The organism is Pseudomonas sp. RIT409 (assembly GCF_003052515.2).
Classification (GTDB): domain Bacteria; phylum Pseudomonadota; class Gammaproteobacteria; order Pseudomonadales; family Pseudomonadaceae; genus Aquipseudomonas.
The window spans coordinates 16,678-33,591 of the sequence record NZ_QARE02000021.1 but is presented as its reverse complement, the minus strand read 5'-3'; the positions used below and the strand labels follow the sequence as shown (position 1 = coordinate 33,591).

General features: G+C 58.2%; 15 protein-coding genes. 7 read left to right on the top strand and 8 right to left on the bottom strand.

What is annotated here, in order from left to right; all coding sequences use genetic code 11:
* Positions 1 to 15: 15 nt before the first annotated feature.
* The gene (locus DBP26_RS21980) at positions 16 to 663 is read right to left on the bottom strand and encodes a c-type cytochrome (RefSeq protein ID WP_108576112.1); all 648 of its coding nucleotides are present in this window, start codon (positions 661 to 663) and stop codon (positions 16 to 18) included.
* A gap of 241 nt (positions 664 to 904) precedes the next feature.
* On the opposite strand from DBP26_RS21980, the gene DBP26_RS21975 reads away from it, so the two are divergent.
* Complete coding sequence (locus tag DBP26_RS21975) at positions 905 to 1,552, top strand: BON domain-containing protein (RefSeq protein ID WP_108239631.1); 648 nt, start codon at positions 905 to 907, stop codon at positions 1,550 to 1,552.
* A gap of 79 nt (positions 1,553 to 1,631) precedes the next feature.
* Complete coding sequence (locus DBP26_RS21970) at positions 1,632 to 3,311, top strand: HAD-IIB family hydrolase (RefSeq protein WP_108239630.1); 1,680 nt, start codon at positions 1,632 to 1,634, stop codon at positions 3,309 to 3,311.
* A gap of 41 nt (positions 3,312 to 3,352) precedes the next feature.
* Here DBP26_RS21970 and DBP26_RS21965 read toward each other — a convergent pair whose 3' ends face one another.
* From DBP26_RS21965 to DBP26_RS21955, 3 genes are all read right to left on the bottom strand, one after another.
* Positions 3,353 to 3,805, bottom strand: coding sequence for a hypothetical protein (locus DBP26_RS21965; protein ID WP_108239629.1), 453 nt, complete (start codon positions 3,803 to 3,805; stop codon positions 3,353 to 3,355).
* Positions 3,806 to 3,886: 81 nt separating this feature from the next.
* On the bottom strand, positions 3,887 to 4,834 hold the full coding sequence (locus DBP26_RS21960) for a hypothetical protein (RefSeq protein ID WP_108239628.1): 948 nt from the start codon (positions 4,832 to 4,834) through the stop codon (positions 3,887 to 3,889).
* Positions 4,835 to 4,898: 64 nt separating this feature from the next.
* A complete protein-coding gene (locus tag DBP26_RS21955) occupies positions 4,899 to 5,438 on the bottom strand; it encodes an Hsp20/alpha crystallin family protein (RefSeq protein WP_108239627.1) in 540 nt (179 codons plus the stop codon).
* A gap of 277 nt (positions 5,439 to 5,715) precedes the next feature.
* Between DBP26_RS21955 and DBP26_RS21950 the strand changes: the two genes are divergently transcribed.
* Complete coding sequence (locus tag DBP26_RS21950) at positions 5,716 to 5,970, top strand: Lpp/OprI family alanine-zipper lipoprotein (protein WP_108239626.1); 255 nt, start codon at positions 5,716 to 5,718, stop codon at positions 5,968 to 5,970.
* Between the two features lie 121 nt (positions 5,971 to 6,091).
* On the opposite strand, the gene DBP26_RS21945 is transcribed toward DBP26_RS21950, so the two are convergent.
* Complete coding sequence (locus tag DBP26_RS21945) at positions 6,092 to 6,658, bottom strand: GNAT family N-acetyltransferase (RefSeq protein WP_108239625.1); 567 nt, start codon at positions 6,656 to 6,658, stop codon at positions 6,092 to 6,094.
* Between the two features lie 92 nt (positions 6,659 to 6,750).
* On the bottom strand, positions 6,751 to 7,383 hold the full coding sequence (locus DBP26_RS21940) for a hypothetical protein (protein ID WP_218565102.1): 633 nt from the start codon (positions 7,381 to 7,383) through the stop codon (positions 6,751 to 6,753).
* Positions 7,384 to 7,491: 108 nt separating this feature from the next.
* Between DBP26_RS21940 and DBP26_RS21935 the strand changes: the two genes are divergently transcribed.
* Positions 7,492 to 8,139, top strand: a complete 648-nt coding sequence (locus tag DBP26_RS21935) for a BON domain-containing protein (protein ID WP_108239624.1) — start codon at positions 7,492 to 7,494, stop codon at positions 8,137 to 8,139.
* 39 nt (positions 8,140 to 8,178) lie between these two features.
* On the opposite strand, the gene glgP is transcribed toward DBP26_RS21935, so the two are convergent.
* Entirely contained in the window at positions 8,179 to 10,716 is a 2,538-nt protein-coding gene (gene glgP, locus DBP26_RS21930) for an alpha-glucan family phosphorylase (RefSeq protein WP_108239623.1), read from the bottom strand.
* A gap of 73 nt (positions 10,717 to 10,789) precedes the next feature.
* Complete coding sequence (locus tag DBP26_RS21925; RefSeq protein ID WP_177411113.1) at positions 10,790 to 11,698, bottom strand: universal stress protein; 909 nt, start codon at positions 11,696 to 11,698, stop codon at positions 10,790 to 10,792.
* Positions 11,699 to 11,911: 213 nt separating this feature from the next.
* Here DBP26_RS21925 and DBP26_RS21920 point away from each other — a divergent pair, with 213 nt between their 5' ends.
* Genes DBP26_RS21920 through DBP26_RS21910 form a run of 3 tightly spaced genes read left to right on the top strand, consistent with a single transcriptional unit; the run spans position 11,912 to position 16,718 of the window.
* The gene (locus DBP26_RS21920) at positions 11,912 to 12,877 is read left to right on the top strand and encodes a biotin/lipoyl-binding protein (protein WP_108239622.1); all 966 of its coding nucleotides are present in this window, start codon (positions 11,912 to 11,914) and stop codon (positions 12,875 to 12,877) included.
* The gene (gene rbbA / locus DBP26_RS21915; RefSeq protein WP_108239621.1) at positions 12,874 to 15,600 is read left to right on the top strand and encodes a ribosome-associated ATPase/putative transporter RbbA; all 2,727 of its coding nucleotides are present in this window, start codon (positions 12,874 to 12,876) and stop codon (positions 15,598 to 15,600) included. Before DBP26_RS21920 ends, rbbA begins: the two co-directional genes overlap by 4 nt.
* The gene (locus DBP26_RS21910) at positions 15,600 to 16,718 is read left to right on the top strand and encodes an ABC transporter permease (protein ID WP_108239620.1); all 1,119 of its coding nucleotides are present in this window, start codon (positions 15,600 to 15,602) and stop codon (positions 16,716 to 16,718) included. The genes rbbA and DBP26_RS21910 overlap by 1 nt, the downstream gene beginning before the upstream one ends.
* The last annotated feature ends 196 nt before the right edge of the window (positions 16,719 to 16,914 follow it).

Here is a 16,914-nt window from a genome sequence, read left to right as displayed (position 1 = left end):
GGCGCATGCAATTATTCATTTGTTCGCCCCCAGGCTCGCCAGGTAAAGGGCGACCATTTCAGCCGCGGCAGGCGGCAGCAAATGGCTGGATGAAACGCTGCCTTGCGCAGCGGCAAGCACTTCAAGCCGTTGACTCAGGTACCGAGCATGTTGCCCGGCAAGACGAGGGATACTGCCGCTCCCCTGCGCTTGCGCACCGTGACAGGAAGCGCAGCCAGGTACGCTCATGTTTGGCAACCCGCTGCGGTAAATTGCTTCGCCGACGGTATGCTCGCCGTCACCTTGGGCAGTCATGGGCGGCTGCTCAGAGAAATACTCGCTCAACTCATCAATCTGGCCATCGGTGAGTTGCGCGAACTGGCGCATATACCGGGCACTGAACTCGCCCAGATGCTCATGCCCCCTGAAACGGGTCAACTGCTTGGTCAGGTATGCCTTCTGTTGTCCGGCCAGCTTCGGAACCTCTTGGGCGATGGACTGGCCTGTCACCCCATGGCAGAACGAGCAGACTTCATCGGCCACAAGGGCACCAGGAGGCGATATTGGCGGTTGTTCGGCAGGTGTACAGCTCAGGAGAATGGCGGCGCTGCACAACCCCGACACCTGCCAGCACGCACGCAATAGCATCGGCATTGGCGCTTTGAAAACAACGCGCGTGACCATGTGCGGCCCTCCCGCCAGTATTGAGTGTGAGCGTGACCACTGCGCCTTGAGCGCGCTTGACCTGCATCAAGGTTTACGCACTTCGATACCGTTGTGGCCATGGCTGCCGCGCATCGATGATGACGTCGGATCGGTAGAGAAAGAGAGTTGATAAAACTCAATACCGGAACCACGCGCCGGCGTTGAACTACAGGCTCCACCATCAGGGCGTGTGACCCTGTACATACACCGGAGAGCCCCCATGAACGACCATAACCTGCGCGATAACATCATTGATGAGCTTGAGTTATTAGGAGATATCGATCCCGCCCAGATCGGAGTTACCGTTGAACACGGGGTGGTGACGCTCTCAGGCCATGTGTGCGCCTACAGCCAGAAAGCCGCAATCGAGAAGATTGTCAAAGGCATGAAGGGCGTTCGCGCGATTGCCGAAGAAATAAAAGTCCGTCCCGCCGTGGGTAAACAGGTTGCCGATGATCAGATCGCGACCCGCGCCGCCGACATCATCAACTGGACGGCTCATCTGCCGGAAGGAACGATAAAGATCAAGGTCCAGGACGGCTGGGTCGAGTTGGACGGTGAAGTGGAATGGCAATATCAGCGTGACGCCATCGTGCGCGCTGTGCGCATGTTAAGCGGCGTGGTTGCCGTGACCAACCTCATCAGACTTCGCAGGCACCCCGTTGCATCAGACATAAAACAGCGGATCGATGACGCGCTTCAACGCAGTGCCGAGGTCGACGCCCAGCAGATCCAGGTCAGCGTCAAGGACGACGTAGTTACGCTGGAGGGGCGAATCAATATCCTGCATGAGCGCGACGCGATAGAGCGCACGGCCTGGTCGGTGCCTGGCGTGAGAAAAGTGGAAAACCACTTGGTGGTGGCGTAGGTCCTGGCCACGTCAGTCATCAAATCCGTAGCAGGCAGTGATCCTGTCCCCTCGAGCATCAGCCCTGAAGGATGAGCGCATGCATTTCCTGGCCCTGGCAGTGGACTATGACGGGACCATTGCCCAGAACGGCAACGTGTCACCGCAAGTCCAGGCAGCGTTGCTCCAGCTCAAGAACAGCGGACGCAAATTGCTGCTGGTGACGGGTCGGGAACTGCAAGCCCTCAAGCATCACTTTCCGCAACTGGCACTGTTCGACCGCGTGATCGCAGAAAACGGCGCCGTGCTTTATGACCCAGCGACCGATAGAGATGAACTCCTGACGGACGGTGCCTCGACCGAGTTGGTCCGCAGTTTGCGCGAAAAAAGAGTTGCGCCGCTGTCGGTCGGGCGTTCGGTCATCGCCACCTGGCACCCGTTCGAGGAAGCTGTGATCAACAGTATTCGGGATCTGGGCCTGGAACTGCAGATGACCTTCAACAAGGATGCGATCATGGTGCTGCCGCCCGGCGTCAACAAGGCTTTCGGCTTGCGCGCCGCGTTGCGAAACTTGGGCATCTGCGAGCAGAACGTGGTTGGCGTTGGGGATGCCGAAAATGACCATTCCTTTCTGTCGATCTGTGGCTGTTCCGCCGCCGTCAGCAACGCCATCGCCTCGATCAAGTCCTGCGCCGACATACGTCTGGAGCGTGATCACGGTCAAGGCGTCTGTGAACTGATCGATCAGCTGTTGCTCAAGGATGCCGCGCTGGTACCGGTCGACCGCATCGGAATACATTTGGGTCAAGCCGGCGATGCGAAGGATGTCTGGTTGCCTCCGGAATCGATCTTGCTCATCGTCGGTAATTCCGGCGCTGGCAAATCCAGTTACGTCACCTGGTTGACCGAGCGCATGGTTCAAGCACACCAGGGGTTTTGCATTGTCGATCCCGAGGGTGATTACCTGAGCCTGGATAACGCCGTCACGATTGGGGGGTTAACCGCTCCGCCGACCACCGAAGAGTCAGTCCATCATCTGTTGCAGGCCGAACTCAATGTTGTGGTCAGCGCGCTGGCTCTCAGCGCTCAAGAGCGCGTGCAGTTGTTTGGTGATCTATTGCCATTTTTGCAAGCGCTTCGCAAAACCTCCGGTCGCCCCTATTGGCTCATCCTTGATGAGGCTCATTACATGCTCCCCCACTGCGCGGTGTGGCCGTCCGGGTTTCTCGGCAACATGGGCGCTATCATCGTGGCCCTGGATTTCGAGCAAGTCTGCCCAGCTGTCTTGGAGAGCGTCGACACACTGGTGGCGCTCGGCAGTACCAACAGGGAGCTGATTGTGCGGTTCGCTCAACTGAGACAGCGCAATTGCCCGGCGTTCCCGGAGCGCGCCCAGAACCTCGAATACGCGTGCCTATGGGACCTTCATGACGAAAGGGAGGTTAAGGTCCTGGACCTGGTTCGGCCTCAGCAGAGACATCACCGACACAGCGGCAAATATGTTGCTGGCGATGTTGGCCCTTGGCATGCCTTTTACTTTCCTGCACTGGACCGCCACGCAGTCAATCTCACGGACTTTCTGACGCTGTCATCGCAACTTCAGGATTCAGTGCTTGGCTCACACCTGGCCGCTCACGACTTCTCACACTGGTTCCGTGAGGTGATTCACGACGACATGCTGGCCAATCAAACTTACCTGATCGAATCCGACAGCAAGATGGCCAGCGAGAGCGCCCTAGGACAGATCGCACGCCTTGTCCGATCCCGTTACCACCTGTGAGCTACATTGAGAGCGAGGTCGCCGTGCGGCACTCAGACGCTCTAACGTTTTGCCAGTTCCACTTCCGGTTCGATGATCGCATCGACACACATCATTTCATCATCCTCGGTCACCGGCTCAAGGGCTCGCAGATCCCGCCAGCCTTGCTGGACCAAAGCCAGCTGCCACACGCTATTGCGCTCGGCCAATGCCTGAGCCAGGCATCGGCACATCGCGTTTAGCAGGACAGGTGGCGGAGGCGGGTTGTCCTCACTTTGCAGTTCGATCTCGAACCGGGCCGCACAGCTCTGCGTGAGGTTTTCCATCGCCAGCGCTGCCGAATGCACGATGAAGGCATAGCCTGCGAACGTGACCGCGACGATGAGCGCCAGCACCAGAAGTTCATGTCGCCATGTGCGAATCTTCAACACCAGCCGGGTTTTGACCGTCGAGACAGCGGTTTGCCATCGGTGGCCTGCAGCATCGCTTTTCCTCGCGGTCTTGATCACGGTCATAAGGCACCTGCATCGATGTGAAGGCGGCCAGCGTCGTCCAGGGCATTCGGATGACGTCGGACGCCACTATGAAAACTGGCGTCAAGGAGCATGCATCGCCACGAAGTTGTTGGCCTCATGGATCACGTTACTCGTCGAAAAGCTGGGGGATTTATAGGCCAGCACGCTGCAAGGTGGATCGCCCAGCACGCAGTGCTCCGTGCGTCCAAGCAACAGATCGGTGGACAGGTAGTCCTTGGTGCCGAACACCAGCACATCGAATCCGTTTCGGCTGACGTAGTGGCCGATATTGCCGGCCGCTTCACTGACGACGAAATGACGATTTTGCAAGGCGATGGCGTACTGGTCCGCCAAGGCATCGAAGCGTTGGCGAGCCTGGTGATAGCTCAGCATCGAAGCTGGACGGTGCTCATCCACTTGCGCGACGGGTAACGCATGTCGGTCATAAACGGACAACAGGTGTAGGCTGGCGCCGAAGGACCTGACCAGCAGATAACCTGTTTCAATCAGGCAGCGATTCATTTCCCTGACTTCAGGCTCACAGTGAAGGATATTTACAGCGGCAATGATCCGGCGCGATGGTTTATCTCCATGGGGTTTGACCAACAGCACAGGAACCGGGCTTTCGTGTAGCAATTGCCAGTCGAGTGCAGAGAGCGTCGGCCCCTTTGCCGACTGATCCTCTTCCATGTCCTTGATAACGTAATCGACTTCTGCCTCCTTGATATAACTGCATAGGTTGGAGATCGTGCGCGGGCACCACAGCACTTCTGCGCAGACATGCAATCCACCTTTGCCTAGCAGGCCCGCCTCTGCGTTGAGCCAGCGCTGGAATGCCCACAACGGGGAACGCTGGCTGCCAGGGATATCGGACCGCGCTGCCGAGACGATCCCTTGGTCTGGCGGGACGAACGCCACAATACGCAATGTTCCATCCAAACCTTGGGCGAGTTGAGCGGCACGTTCAAAGGCCAGCGTGGTGATCATCTTGCCGGGCGCGATTAACAATAGTCGTTTGGGTTGTGCCACAAGACACCTCCAGATAAAGCCCGCCGGACTCCTGACTCAGCGGGCAGAGCATGAATATCAATGATCAGTTGATGTTGATTTCGACCGTTTTTTCCGGCTGCATCGCTTCTGCTTTTTTTGGCAGCGTGACCGTGAGCACACCGGATTTGAAAGCGGCTTTGATGTGATCAGCGTCGACGGTCTTCGGCAGATTGAACACGCGCTCGAAAGCGCCATAGCGACGCTCGGTCAGGTGATAACTTTTTGAGGTTTCATCGCGCTCTTCACGCTTTTCACCCTTTAGCAGCAATGTGCCGTTGACGACTTTGACGGACAGGTTCTTCTCATCGACGCCTGGCACTTCCGCCGTTATTTCAAACACCTTTTCGTTTTCCACGATGTCCACGGCGGGCGATTTGATCATCGTGAAATCACTGTTCCAGAAAGGCTCCAGATCGAACCGTGGTTGCCTGGAAAACAGCGAGGGCATGTTCGCTACATCCTGAAACAGGTGTTCGAACTGACGACGTACATGCTCAAAGGGATGCCAGCTCCCGGAGTCGATAGCGACCTCGCGATTTTGTTCGTCATTGCGGGAGTGGAGCTTCTTCAAGGACTGAGCCATGGCAGGATCCTCATGGGAAGGGTTGGAAAAACAGGATGGCGTGGCGTCGCATCCCGGACGTTGCCCGTTTAATGTCGCGCTTTGACTCTTCGTGGACTTGATAAAAATCAACTGGCCCGAACTTCCGGTTTTGCCTCCCCAAACGCTGAGAATGAGGGTGAGTTTCCAGCCTGATCAGCCCCGAAGATTGACCTTGATCAAGCGCCGTAGGTCCCCCGCCGTTACCGTTTCAAGGTCATTGCAACATCCGACTTGTACATCAGTGGAGATACTCGCCATGCAACGCACACGGTTGATCACGATGCTGACCACAGCCCTGGCCCTGACAACGGGTTGCAGCCATAAACATGCCCAGGAAGTAGACATGCGACTCGAGGCCGTTGAGAACACTGCTGCCACTGCACGGCTGCGAGCCGATGAGGCGTACAACAAGGCCGACATGGCACAAAGCGCTGCGGCGCAAGCCCAGAAAACCGCGGACGAGGCCAACGAGCGCGCCACCAGGATGTTGGAAAAAGCCACACGCAAATAACGTCAACGGCCCGATCGGCTGGACGGTTGAGTCGCCCTGCTAAACGCTAGAGCACAAGGGGCGACTCAGAGATTTTGCGACGAAAGAGAACCCGTCTAGACGCAGGATTGGGTCGGCGCATTCAGAGTCGCAAATCATGAACGATCCGCTCGAAATCTTTCCCGAGGTAGGCCGACGTAAACCCAAGCCTTTTGTACAGACGATGTACAGGATAGTCAGTGGACAGGTCGGTGGAGGTCATTTGCTCGAAACCATTTCGCCGAGCGGCGGTGATCAAGTGGGTGAGCAATAGCCGGCCCAAGCCTTTTCGCTGCCAGGCGTCCGCCACGGCCACCGCACATCCGCAGGCGTGCGGGTCATCCAGGCGTCGGTAACGGCTGATCCCGATGATCTGCAACTCCCCGAAGTTGTGAATGAGTGCCACATACACCATGCATGAGTCGTCGGGAACGCTCATGAAGGCATCGACAACAGAGTCATCGACGTGGGCGATCGCACCTAGAAACCGGAATCTCAACGACAACGGGGACAGCCGCTGAAAGAATGCGAGCAAACGCTGATGATCCTGCGCACACACGGGCCGAATCAGCACATGTGTTCCCCCGCGCAAGGCTTCCAGCCAGTGCTCGCCGGGTGTTGCTTTGTTCATTTCTGCAATAAGGGCGGCAGTGTGGGGGTTGGCGAACATGGCAGGTCTCCGACACGAGGATGGGTGGACGAATGCAACGCAGCCCGGACCTCGGCAACGATGGAACCTGGCGCTGCGCCGGGCAGTTACGGTCAGCGATGCAGTACGGTTCGGGCTTTTGACAGCTCTTCCGGCGTGCCGTGAACGATCAGTAAGTACTTATCGGCTTTCAGCGCGGTTTCGTACTTGACGACCTCATCATCATCGACACCGATACTTTTGAGCACGGCACCCAACACGGAAATACCGCCCACCAGAATCGCCCCCTCCAGCGCACCGACCAGTACCGATACAACCGGCCCCGCCATCGCCAGCACCCCTACGCCCGGCAACAGAAATACCGCTGGTGCGATCAGCATGCCCCAGATGCCACCCCAGAAGGCCCCCGTCGCACCCCAGGATTTGACTCGGTCGCCTGTGGAGTAAAAACCCACCGGATGCTCCTCGGTGTGATACCCCTTCCCTACCAGTGAAAGCTGCTTGACGTCGAAACCCGCCTTGCCGAGCGAGCGGATCGCTTCTTCTGCGTCGTGATGACTGTCGTACACATAAACATTTTGATCGGAAGGTTTCATCGCACTGTCCTCTGTCGGGTCACTGTCACCGTCCGCCGCGCCATGCGGGTCACACGCGGATGCGTCAGATTCAGACTGCGAGGAAAGCGTCGAGGCATTATTGACGAATATCAGAAAACCCATGGAGGCCGGTGCGGATTGCGCGTCCATCAGCAAGTCTGACAAAACTCAATGTCTGCCTCTTCGACAAGAGGGTTAATACCCACAGTTCGGCACCGGGCTCACGCGTTGAGTCCAGTCATTTCATGAGGAGGCAATATGAGCGATCTCGAATTGCGGCGGATGATCCTGGATGAGCTTGAATTTCAGCCCAATATCGATGCAGCCGCCATCGGCGTTGCCATCGAAAACGGGGTGGTGAGCCTGACCGGACACGTCAGGACCTACGCCCAGAAGTTCGCTGCAGAACGCGCGGTCAAAAGCGTCAAGGGGGTGAAAGCCGTGGCGGAGGAGATCAAGGTCGTCTCCAACGAAGACCTTGATATCAGCGATGAAGCAATCGCTGGCCGATGCCTGGATGTGATCCGCTGGAACAGTGCAATCCCCGACGAGCGCTTGCAGATCAAGGTTCAGAATGGTTGGGTCACCCTCGAAGGTGAAGTCGACTGGCAATATCAGAAAGAAGCCGCGCAAAGCGCTGTACGCAAGCTGGCGGGGGTGGTCGGAATCAACAACATGCTGATACTCAAGCCCAAAGAAACGCCCGAAAACATCAAAGAGCGTATAGAGGCAGCGTTCGCGCGCAATGCGGCGCTGGACAGCAGAAAACTGCGCGTGACGGTCGAAGGCAAGACCGTAAAACTGGAAGGTCACGTGCACCAGTGGCTAGAGCGAAAAGCAGCAGAAAATGCCGCTTGGTCCATCCCCGGAGTAACCCACGTAGAGAACTACATATTGATCGCCTGAACTGTCTACCCCTCGGCCGGTGGCAGGCCGCCACCGGGCTTACTTTTGCCACAGGATCCACGGCGCCGCCACGCACGCGTCCATTTCCGCCTCACACTTGAGGACGATCCGCACGGTATAGAAGTCGACGGGATAAGCTTCAGCAATCGCCCCTGTATAGCACACAGCCGAGGCCGAGCCGGGACCTGCAACCGGCGTCAGATTCCAGGTTTTCCAAGGCTCGGAGGACTGCGCGGATCGATAGACCTGTACCTGGATCAGCGAAGCATCCACTCCTCCGAGCTTCACCATCACTCGAATGTCATAACCGGCCTCACCCTGCGCGAACACCGGATCATCGATGCTCAGACCGGGCCAATGCTTCACCAGATCGGCATATCTGGCGACCAGATTCCTCGCCAGCGCACTGTCGTGCCCGGAACGTGCAACGTAAGCCCGCGCCATCGGTGCGTAATAGTGCTCCACGTATTCGCGTACGGTCCGGTCGGCGGAATACTGAGCGACAAGGGTCCCCATACTGGCGCGCATTCGTTTTATCCAGCCCGCGGGACGACCATCGCCGCCACGATCATAGAAGGCGGGTATCACTTGCTTTTCAAGCAGCAGATAAAGCTGCTCGGCGTCGGCAGTGTCATGCTCAGCACTGTGCTCTTGCGCGTCTCCCAAGGCCCACCCCAGATCGGCGGCATAAGCCTGAGCCCACCAACCGTCGAGCTGGGAGAGATTCAGCCCGCCGTTGGCCAGAACCTTCATTCCGCTCGTGCCACAGGCTTCCCATGGCCGTCGCGGCGTGTTGATCCAAACATCCACTCCCTGAACCAGATGTCGGGCGATACGCATGTCGTAGTCTTCGATGAACGCGACACGTCCTCGGGCTTCAGGCCTGCGAATGAATTGATGCCACTGCCGAATCATCTCCTGCCCGACCTGATTGGCAGGGTGAGCCTTGCCAGCGATGAGCAATTGCACCGGCCGTGCAGGATGATTGAGTAGACGCAGCAGCCGATCAGGATCTGCGAGCAAGAGATTGGGCCGCTTATAAGGGGCAAACCGTCGTGCAAAGCCTAGCGTCAACACCTCGGGATGAAGTCCGGCACCGGCACACTCGATCACTGACAGAGACTCTCCACGGACAGCTTCGCTTCTGGCCAATTGTTGACGGACGAATGCAACCAATACTGCTCGCGCCTGCTGACGCAACTGCCAGAGCAGTCCATCGTCAACTTCACCCAAGAGCCGCCCGATATCCGCAGGTATCGAGACCGACCAAGGGTGTTGCTCCCCGCGGGTGGATTGCCAGCGCTCTTGAACGTCAGTCGACATCCAGGTCGGAATATGAATTCCGTTGACGATATGCCCTATAGGCACCTCATCGGTGGGCACCCTTGGGAACAGTGGCTGGAACAAGCGGCGACTGGTCTGAGCGTGCAGTTGACTGACTGCATTCACCGCCCCTGAACAGCGCAGAGCGAACCAGGCCGTGTTGAAGGCAGAATCCGGGGCGCCACCGGGCGCCTGCCCCATCGAAATGATGTTCTGCAACGGCTGCTCAAGCTCTTGCTCGATGTAGCGCCGTAGATATTTGCCGATCAGGGCGGGCTCGAAACAGTCAAACCCCTCGCTGACCGGCGTGTGCGTCGTGAATAGGTTTCCGGCACGCGTGGCAGTCAGCGCCACCTGAAAATCGACCGAATGTACGCACATGTAATTGCGAGCCCGCTCTAGGGCCACGAATGCGGCGTGGCCGTCATTGAGGTGGCATATGCGGGGATGATGGCCGGCGGCTTCCAGCAGCCGCCAGCCTCCGATGCCGAGGACGATTTCCTGGCGCAGACGCATTTCAGCGTCGCCGCCGTACAGTTGTTCAGTGATTAAGCGCACGGGCACAGGGTTAATCGGGTCGTTGCTGTCGAGCAGCAATAACCGGCTGCGCCCGATTCGCACCTGCCAGCCCCGAAGCCAGACGGTCAGCCCCGGCAGATCGATCGCTAGTCTCAACAGACTGCCATCCGGTCGCAGCAGCGGCTCGATTGGCATCTGCGCAGTGTCATTGACAGGAAACAACGCGTGCTGACGACCTGCGCTGTCGATCTCCTGACGGAAATAGCCATGCTGCCACAGCATGCCGACCGCAATCACGGGGACACCGAGGTCACTGGCCGCCTTGAGCTGATCGCCTGCCACGTTACCCAATCCGCCAGAGTAAAGCGGCAATGACTCACTGAGCATGTATTCCATAGAGAAATAGGCGATTTGGCCAATCGCTGAAGCATCGGGCAGCGTCGTGAACCATGTGGGTGCCGCCAAATGTTTCTGATGCTGATCGATGATGCGTTGCAGTTGGACAGCGAACGTGTCGTCAGCCAAATGTTCGTCAATTTTTTCCCGAGATACAGCGTTCAGGACCAGACACGGGTTATGGGTCATCTGCCACACGTCAGGATTCAAGCGCATCCAGATGTCTTCGTTCGCCCCTGACCAGCGAATGCCCAGATCAAATGCCAGACGCCGCAAGGCATCGTAGCGGTCGTTACATCCGTCGTTGGATGCACGCTCGCCTCCTGATGAGTGGCTCATGGGTCGATACCAGGATTGCGCCGACGCTTTGCAGACAGGCGCTCACACGTCTGTCTGCTGATCTCCAGCCGGATCATTCGGCGCTGCGCGGATTGATGGTCAGCAGGCTGCTGGGCAAGTGATTCGCCAGTTGCTCGGTCGTGCTGCCCAGCAGTTTGTTCATGGCATCACGGTGAACCGTACCGAGCACCACCACATCCACAGCGTTATCGGTCATAAACGACTCAATGACCCGAGCAGGGTTTCCCGTGATCATGTGCCTGCGGTCTGCCGGAACCCCGAAGCGGTCTGCCAACCGATGAAATACCTGCATTTCGTTGTCGTACAGCTCGTCCATGACCGACGGCTGATACCCGAATCCGCCGTCCAGCGCGTAGATGTAGGACAAATCGTAGGCGTACAACAGGTCCAGTTGCGCGTCGCATTGCGAAGCCAGTTGCTCGGCCATCCTGATAATCCGGTCGTTAAGCCGCTCGAACTGATCATCCAACCGGAACGGGTCTACAGCCGCCACAATTTTGCGCGGAATGCCATGTTGCACCTTGGCTACCAGATGCAATGGGGCCTCACAGTCGTATAGCAGGCGCATGTCCAGCGTGGTGAAAAGCGCCCGTGTCAGCCAGGACTCATGCTGAAGATCCTTGATCACCATCGCTGGCTTCATGTCACGCACATGGGTCAGGATTTCCTCCTGAGGGCGCTTGACCCACATCACCTCCGTGGTGATCTGAACACCCATGTGGTGGATACCCTTGGCCTGCTCATCCAACCACTGTCGGTGGCTATGCAGATAACCTTCACGCACCTCCTTTATCGCGGTCTCGTTGACCAGGCCCGCGGATGCAATGCCCTCCACATAATCGAACGCAACGATATGCAACGCTGCGGATTTGACCTTGGCCAGCGCTGCAGCTCGGTCGAACGCGGGGGTACGCTGCATCAGTGGTGGGGCAATAAGCAACAAACGCTCGATGTCGGCCATCTCACACCTCCATTGTTTATCGGGTCGCAGCGGTTCAACCGATGCGGATGTGCTGCCATTGTCCGGCACCGGGGGCAGCCGGGTTTGATGTAGATCAGAATCGCTCTGCCGATGCGTGACCAAGACGTGGGTGTCAAAAGGCTGTGTGTTTGATAAGGATCAAACTCCGGGGTCTCGACAGGTCCAGACTCCCCTCACACAAGGGGACGCTTTATGCCAGCACAGCATCGAAAATGGATCACCTGGGCAGTCGCAATTTTGGTTCTGACACTGGGCGGCGGTGTCTTCGGTTACTGGCAACTGCGCAAGCCTCGACTGTCGCCGGACTTCGATATGTCCAACGGCCGACTGGAAGCGACCGAAGTACAGATCGCCAGCAAGACCGCGGGACGTCTGGCGCAGGTGCTGGTGCACGAGGGCGATCAGGTCACGGCTGGGCAACTGCTGGCTCGCATGGACACCCGCACGCTCGATGCACAGTTGAGGCAAGCCGAAGCTGGCGTGGCTGGCGCCCGGCAAAACGTGGCTGCAGCGCAGGCCACGCTGCAATTGCGTCAGAGCGAACAGTTGCTTGCTCGGCAGGAGCTCAGACGCGGCCGCCAACTGTACGAACGCGGCTACTACAGCGCCCAGGCCCTTGATCAGCAGACGTCGCGCCTGGACACCGCGACATCAGCAGTGCGCGCTGCCAGAGCTCAAGTCGAAGCGCTCCAGGCCACTATCGGAGCAGCCTTGGCGCAGGTCGCGAGCCTTCAAAGCGAGATCGACGATGACAGCCTGCGCGCACCGGTGGATGGTGTCATCCAACTACGGGTGGCCGAGCCGGGCGAAGTGGTGGCTGCGGGGAGCCAGGTGCTCGTCATGATCAATACCGAGGATCAATACATGAACCTCTATTTGCCGACGGCAACCGTGGGCAAGCTGACCCTGGGGGACGAAGCGCGGATCGTGCTCGACTCGCTTGCCGACACGCCCCTGCCCGCCCGTATCAGCTTCGTGGAAGACAAGGCCCAATTCACGCCCAAAGAGGTGGAAACACGGGATGAGCGTCAGAAGCTGGTCTTTCGGGTGAAGGTGAACTTGATCGATCCTGCCCGGACACCACAGGCCAAACCTGGCATGCCAGGGACAGGCTATGTCAGGACGCGCCCGGTCCCGTGGCCGAGTGTGCTGCCATGACCGGCCCATCACTGTCTATTCAAGGTCTGAGCCATTGTTACGGCTCCGTTCCCGCATTGACCGCCGTCAACCTTGAGCTTCCAGTCGGCACTCGCTGTGGCCTGATTGGACCCGACGGGGCTGGAAAGTCGACGCTGCTTGCGCTGATCGCGGGTGTGAGATCGCTACAAACCGGGCAGCTTTCAGTGCTCGGCGGTGAGATCAATGACCGTGCCCATCGCAGTACCCTGTACACGCGGATTGCGTTTATGCCGCAGGGATTGGGCAATAACCTCTACCCCGACCTTAGCGTTGAGGAGAACGTGCGTTATTTCGCCGCGCTTTTCAGCCTGAGTTCCGACCAGATCCACGAGCGCGTGCAGACGCTCCTGCTTGCGACCGATCTGCTGCGATTCCAAGATCGACGCGCGGGAAAATTGTCGGGTGGCATGAAACAGAAACTGGGGTTGTGTTGCGCCCTCATTCATGACCCTGAACTGTTGATACTGGATGAGCCAACCACCGGCGTCGATCCTCTTTCCCGACGACACTTTTGGGAACTGATCGAGCAGGTGCGTCTGCAACGGCCGCATTTGACCATTCTGGTGGCCACCGCCTACATGGAAGAAGCGGAGCAGTTCGAGCACTGCCTGATGCTCGATCAGGGCCGGTTGATCGCGGCAGGAAGTCGCGCGGCGCTGGCTGCGAGCACCCCCAGTGGCAAGCTGGACCATGCGTTCACTCACTTTCAGGGCCGCACGCCAAGGATTGCCCCAGCACCCCAAGTGCTCGAAAGCCAGCAGTCGGACAAACACATAATTGCCATCGAAGCCCGTGCGCTGACCTTACGCTTCGGCGATTTCACCGCAGTCGACAACGTCAGCTTCTCTATCGGCAAAGGCGAGATATTCGGATTTCTTGGCTCCAACGGCTGCGGCAAGACGTCGACCATGAAGGTGCTTACGGGCCTGATCCCCGCGACAACCGGAACGGCAACGTTGCTGGGCAAACCCGTGGACGCCAGCGACCTGCACACCCGCCAGCGCATTGGCTTCATGACCCAAAGCTTCTCGCTTTACGGTGAGCTAACGGCGCGCCAGAACCTGGCCCTGCATGCCAGGCTTTACGATGTACCTGCAGACGAGCGAGAACAGCGCATTACTCGCCTGCTTGACCGCTTCGATCTGACCGACATCGCTGACCAACCCTCCGGCTCCTTGCCGCTGGGGATTCGCCAACGACTGTCGCTGGCCGTCGCGATCCTGCATGAGCCCGAGGTGCTGATCCTTGATGAGCCAACCTCCGGCGTGGACCCGGCGGCACGGGATACTTTCTGGCAGGCGCTGACCGAATTGTCCCGCCATCAGGGGGTGACGATTTTCCTCTCAACCCACTTCATGAATGAAGCGCAGCGGTGTGATCGTATTTCCTTCATGCATGCCGGAAAAGTCTTGGCTTGTGGCACCTGCGCGCAGTTGCAGGAACAGTATGGATCGCAGACGCTGGAGCTCGCTTTCATCAATTGTCTGGAGCAAGCTCAGGCAGAGCAAAGCCCGGCACCTATCGCCGACTTTTCCTTCGCGGCACCCGTAAGCCATGCCCCTATGACGCACCGCTACGCTCCCATCAGCCGCATGCTTGCGGTCGCTGGGAAGGAGCGCCGGGAGCTGCTGCGTGACAGGGTGCGTCTGGCATTTGCCCTGCTGGGCGCCATCTTGATGATGGTGATCTTTGGCCTGGGCATATCACTGGATGTCGAGAACCTGGCTTTTGCTGCCTTCGATCAGGACCAGACAGCGGAAAGTCGGGCATATCTGGAAGCATTCAGGGGTTCACGCTATTTCTCCGAGCATGCGTCCATTCGAAATCCTGCGGAGCTGCATCAACGTTTGCAGAGTTCGGAAATCGAACTGGCGCTGGAGATCCCACCGGGATTCGGTCGCGACCTGTACGCCAATCGGCACCCGGCCGTGGCGGCTTGGCTGGAGGGCGGCATGCCGTTCCGAGCCGAAACCAGTCGTAACTATGTTGAAGCCGTGCACGCCGCCAACCTGCAACAGATGGCGCGATTGAGCAGCCATCCGGCATCTGCGACGCCCGACGCCCAGCTCCAGATGCGCTTTCGATACAACCAGGACGTGGTCAGCGTCAATGCTATAGGTCCCGGCGTGATGGCGCTGATCCTTGCATTCATTCCGGCCATGCTCACGGCGCTGGGCATCGTCCGAGAAAAGGAGTTGGGGTCTATCACCAACTTCTTCGCCACCCCTTTGACGCGAGTGGAGTTCCTCTTCGGTAAACAGCTGCCTTACATAGCAGTGAGTCTGGTCAATCTGTGCCTGCTCACGGCCATGAACCGATGGGTGTTTGGAGTACCATTCAAGGGAAGCCTGCTGACCCTCGCGCTGGGCGGCATTTTGTACGTGATGGCAACCACCAGTCTGGGCCTGCTGATTTCCGCTTTCACCCGCACCCAGATCGCCGCCATCCTGGGGACCATGATCATCACCAGCCTGCCCACCATCCAGTTTTCCGGGCTGATCGTGCCCAGGTCGTCGTTGCAGGGCGCGTCCGCCGTGATGGGTGCGTTGTTCCCCGCTGGCTATTTCCTGGACATCGCGGTGGGAACATTCACCAAGGCTTTAGATCTTCGCCATCTGTGGCCGGAATGTGTCGCTCTGTTGGGGTTCTTTGTGACTTTCAGCGGCGTCAGCCTGTTGATGTTGAAAAAGCAGGAGCACTGATGAGCAAAGCTGCCAATGTGCTGTCGTTGACGATGAAAGAGCTGACCAGTCTGCGTTACGACCTCGTTCTGCTGTTGTTTCTCACCTACGCCTTCTCGATCGCCATCTACATGCCGGCCGCAGGCTCGGTGATGGGTGTGCACAACGCCAGTGTGGCGGTCGTCGATGAGGATCGCAGCCATCTCTCCCGCTTGATCATAGAGGCGCTGCTGCCTCCCGAGTTTCAAACGGCAGTGCTCCTGCCCTACGATCAGTTGGACCGGTCAATGGACAGCGGCCGTTTCACCTTCATCATCGATATACCGGCGAATTTTCAACGCGATCTGAACGCCGGTCGCAGTCCCGCCATACAGGTCAATGTCGACGCCACTGCCATGAGTCAGGCATTCATGGGCGCCGGTTACCTCTCAAGGATTTTGCAAACGGTGTTGCAAGACTACCGCAGCCAGGGCAAATCAGCGTCGCCGCCACCGATACAACTGACGACTCGAGTGCTGTTCAACCCCAATCTTGAAGGTGCGTGGTTTCTGGCCGTGATCCAGATCGTCAATAACATCACCCTACTGGCGATCATCCTTTCGGGGACTGCCGTGCTTCGGGAGCGTGAGCACGGCACGCTCGACCATTTGCTCGTGCTTCCTCTGAGTCCCAGAGAGGTCATGCTGTCGAAAATCAGTGCCAATGCCATCGTCGTGGTCGCCTGCAGTTGGGCCTCACTGGAAGGTGTGGTGAGGCTCGCCCTTGATGTGCCACTGACAGGCTCTAAGACGCTGTTTTTAGTCCTCACCGCCATGTACCTGTTCGCCACAAACTCACTGGGCATATTCCTCGCGACATTGGCGCGCTCCACTCCGCAATTTGGCTTGTTGGCGATTCCGGTGATCATCCCGATGCTGTTGCTCTCGGGAGGCTCCACTCCGCTTGAAAGCATGCCCCTATGGCTGCAATGGATGATGCAACTTTCGCCCTCTACCCACTTTGTCAGCCTCAGCACCGCGATCTTGTTTCGCAATGCCGGTTTGATATTGATATGGCCTCAGGTGCTGGCGCTTGCAGTACTCGGCCTGATGTTTTTCTACCTGACGCTGCGACGTTTCCGTTCAAGCCTGACGTCTTGACGGGGCTCAAGGTGTCGCATCGGCAGGGAACGCCAACGTCTGCGACTAGCTTCACGACACCCAGGACTTCTTCTTGATCGAGGCATGATGGGTGATGGGGCCATTGATCTTCGAGGTTGCGGCGCCTCATTGAAGCGTCAGGCTATGTCGGATCAGCAGAAGTCGAGATATTCTCAACCGAAAACGGAGGGAGAAG

Excerpts from the sequence above, each read along its gene's own strand:
- DBP26_RS21980 (WP_108576112.1), bottom strand. The coding sequence starts at position 663 with ATGGTCACGCGCGTTGTTTTCAAAGCGCCAATGCCGATGCTATTGCGT.
- DBP26_RS21975 (WP_108239631.1), top strand. The coding sequence starts at position 905 with ATGAACGACCATAACCTGCGCGATAACATCATTGATGAGCTTGAGTTA.
- DBP26_RS21970 (WP_108239630.1), top strand. The coding sequence starts at position 1,632 with ATGCATTTCCTGGCCCTGGCAGTGGACTATGACGGGACCATTGCCCAG.
- DBP26_RS21965 (WP_108239629.1), bottom strand. The coding sequence starts at position 3,805 with ATGACCGTGATCAAGACCGCGAGGAAAAGCGATGCTGCAGGCCACCGA.
- DBP26_RS21955 (WP_108239627.1), bottom strand. The coding sequence starts at position 5,438 with ATGGCTCAGTCCTTGAAGAAGCTCCACTCCCGCAATGACGAACAAAAT.
- DBP26_RS21950 (WP_108239626.1), top strand. The coding sequence starts at position 5,716 with ATGCAACGCACACGGTTGATCACGATGCTGACCACAGCCCTGGCCCTG.
- DBP26_RS21945 (WP_108239625.1), bottom strand. The coding sequence starts at position 6,658 with ATGTTCGCCAACCCCCACACTGCCGCCCTTATTGCAGAAATGAACAAA.
- DBP26_RS21940 (WP_218565102.1), bottom strand. The coding sequence starts at position 7,383 with ATGGACGCGCAATCCGCACCGGCCTCCATGGGTTTTCTGATATTCGTC.
- DBP26_RS21935 (WP_108239624.1), top strand. The coding sequence starts at position 7,492 with ATGAGCGATCTCGAATTGCGGCGGATGATCCTGGATGAGCTTGAATTT.
- glgP (WP_108239623.1), bottom strand. The coding sequence starts at position 10,716 with ATGAGCCACTCATCAGGAGGCGAGCGTGCATCCAACGACGGATGTAAC.
- DBP26_RS21925 (WP_177411113.1), bottom strand. The coding sequence starts at position 11,698 with ATGGCCGACATCGAGCGTTTGTTGCTTATTGCCCCACCACTGATGCAG.
- DBP26_RS21920 (WP_108239622.1), top strand. The coding sequence starts at position 11,912 with ATGCCAGCACAGCATCGAAAATGGATCACCTGGGCAGTCGCAATTTTG.
- rbbA (WP_108239621.1), top strand. The coding sequence starts at position 12,874 with ATGACCGGCCCATCACTGTCTATTCAAGGTCTGAGCCATTGTTACGGC.
- DBP26_RS21910 (WP_108239620.1), top strand. The coding sequence starts at position 15,600 with ATGAGCAAAGCTGCCAATGTGCTGTCGTTGACGATGAAAGAGCTGACC.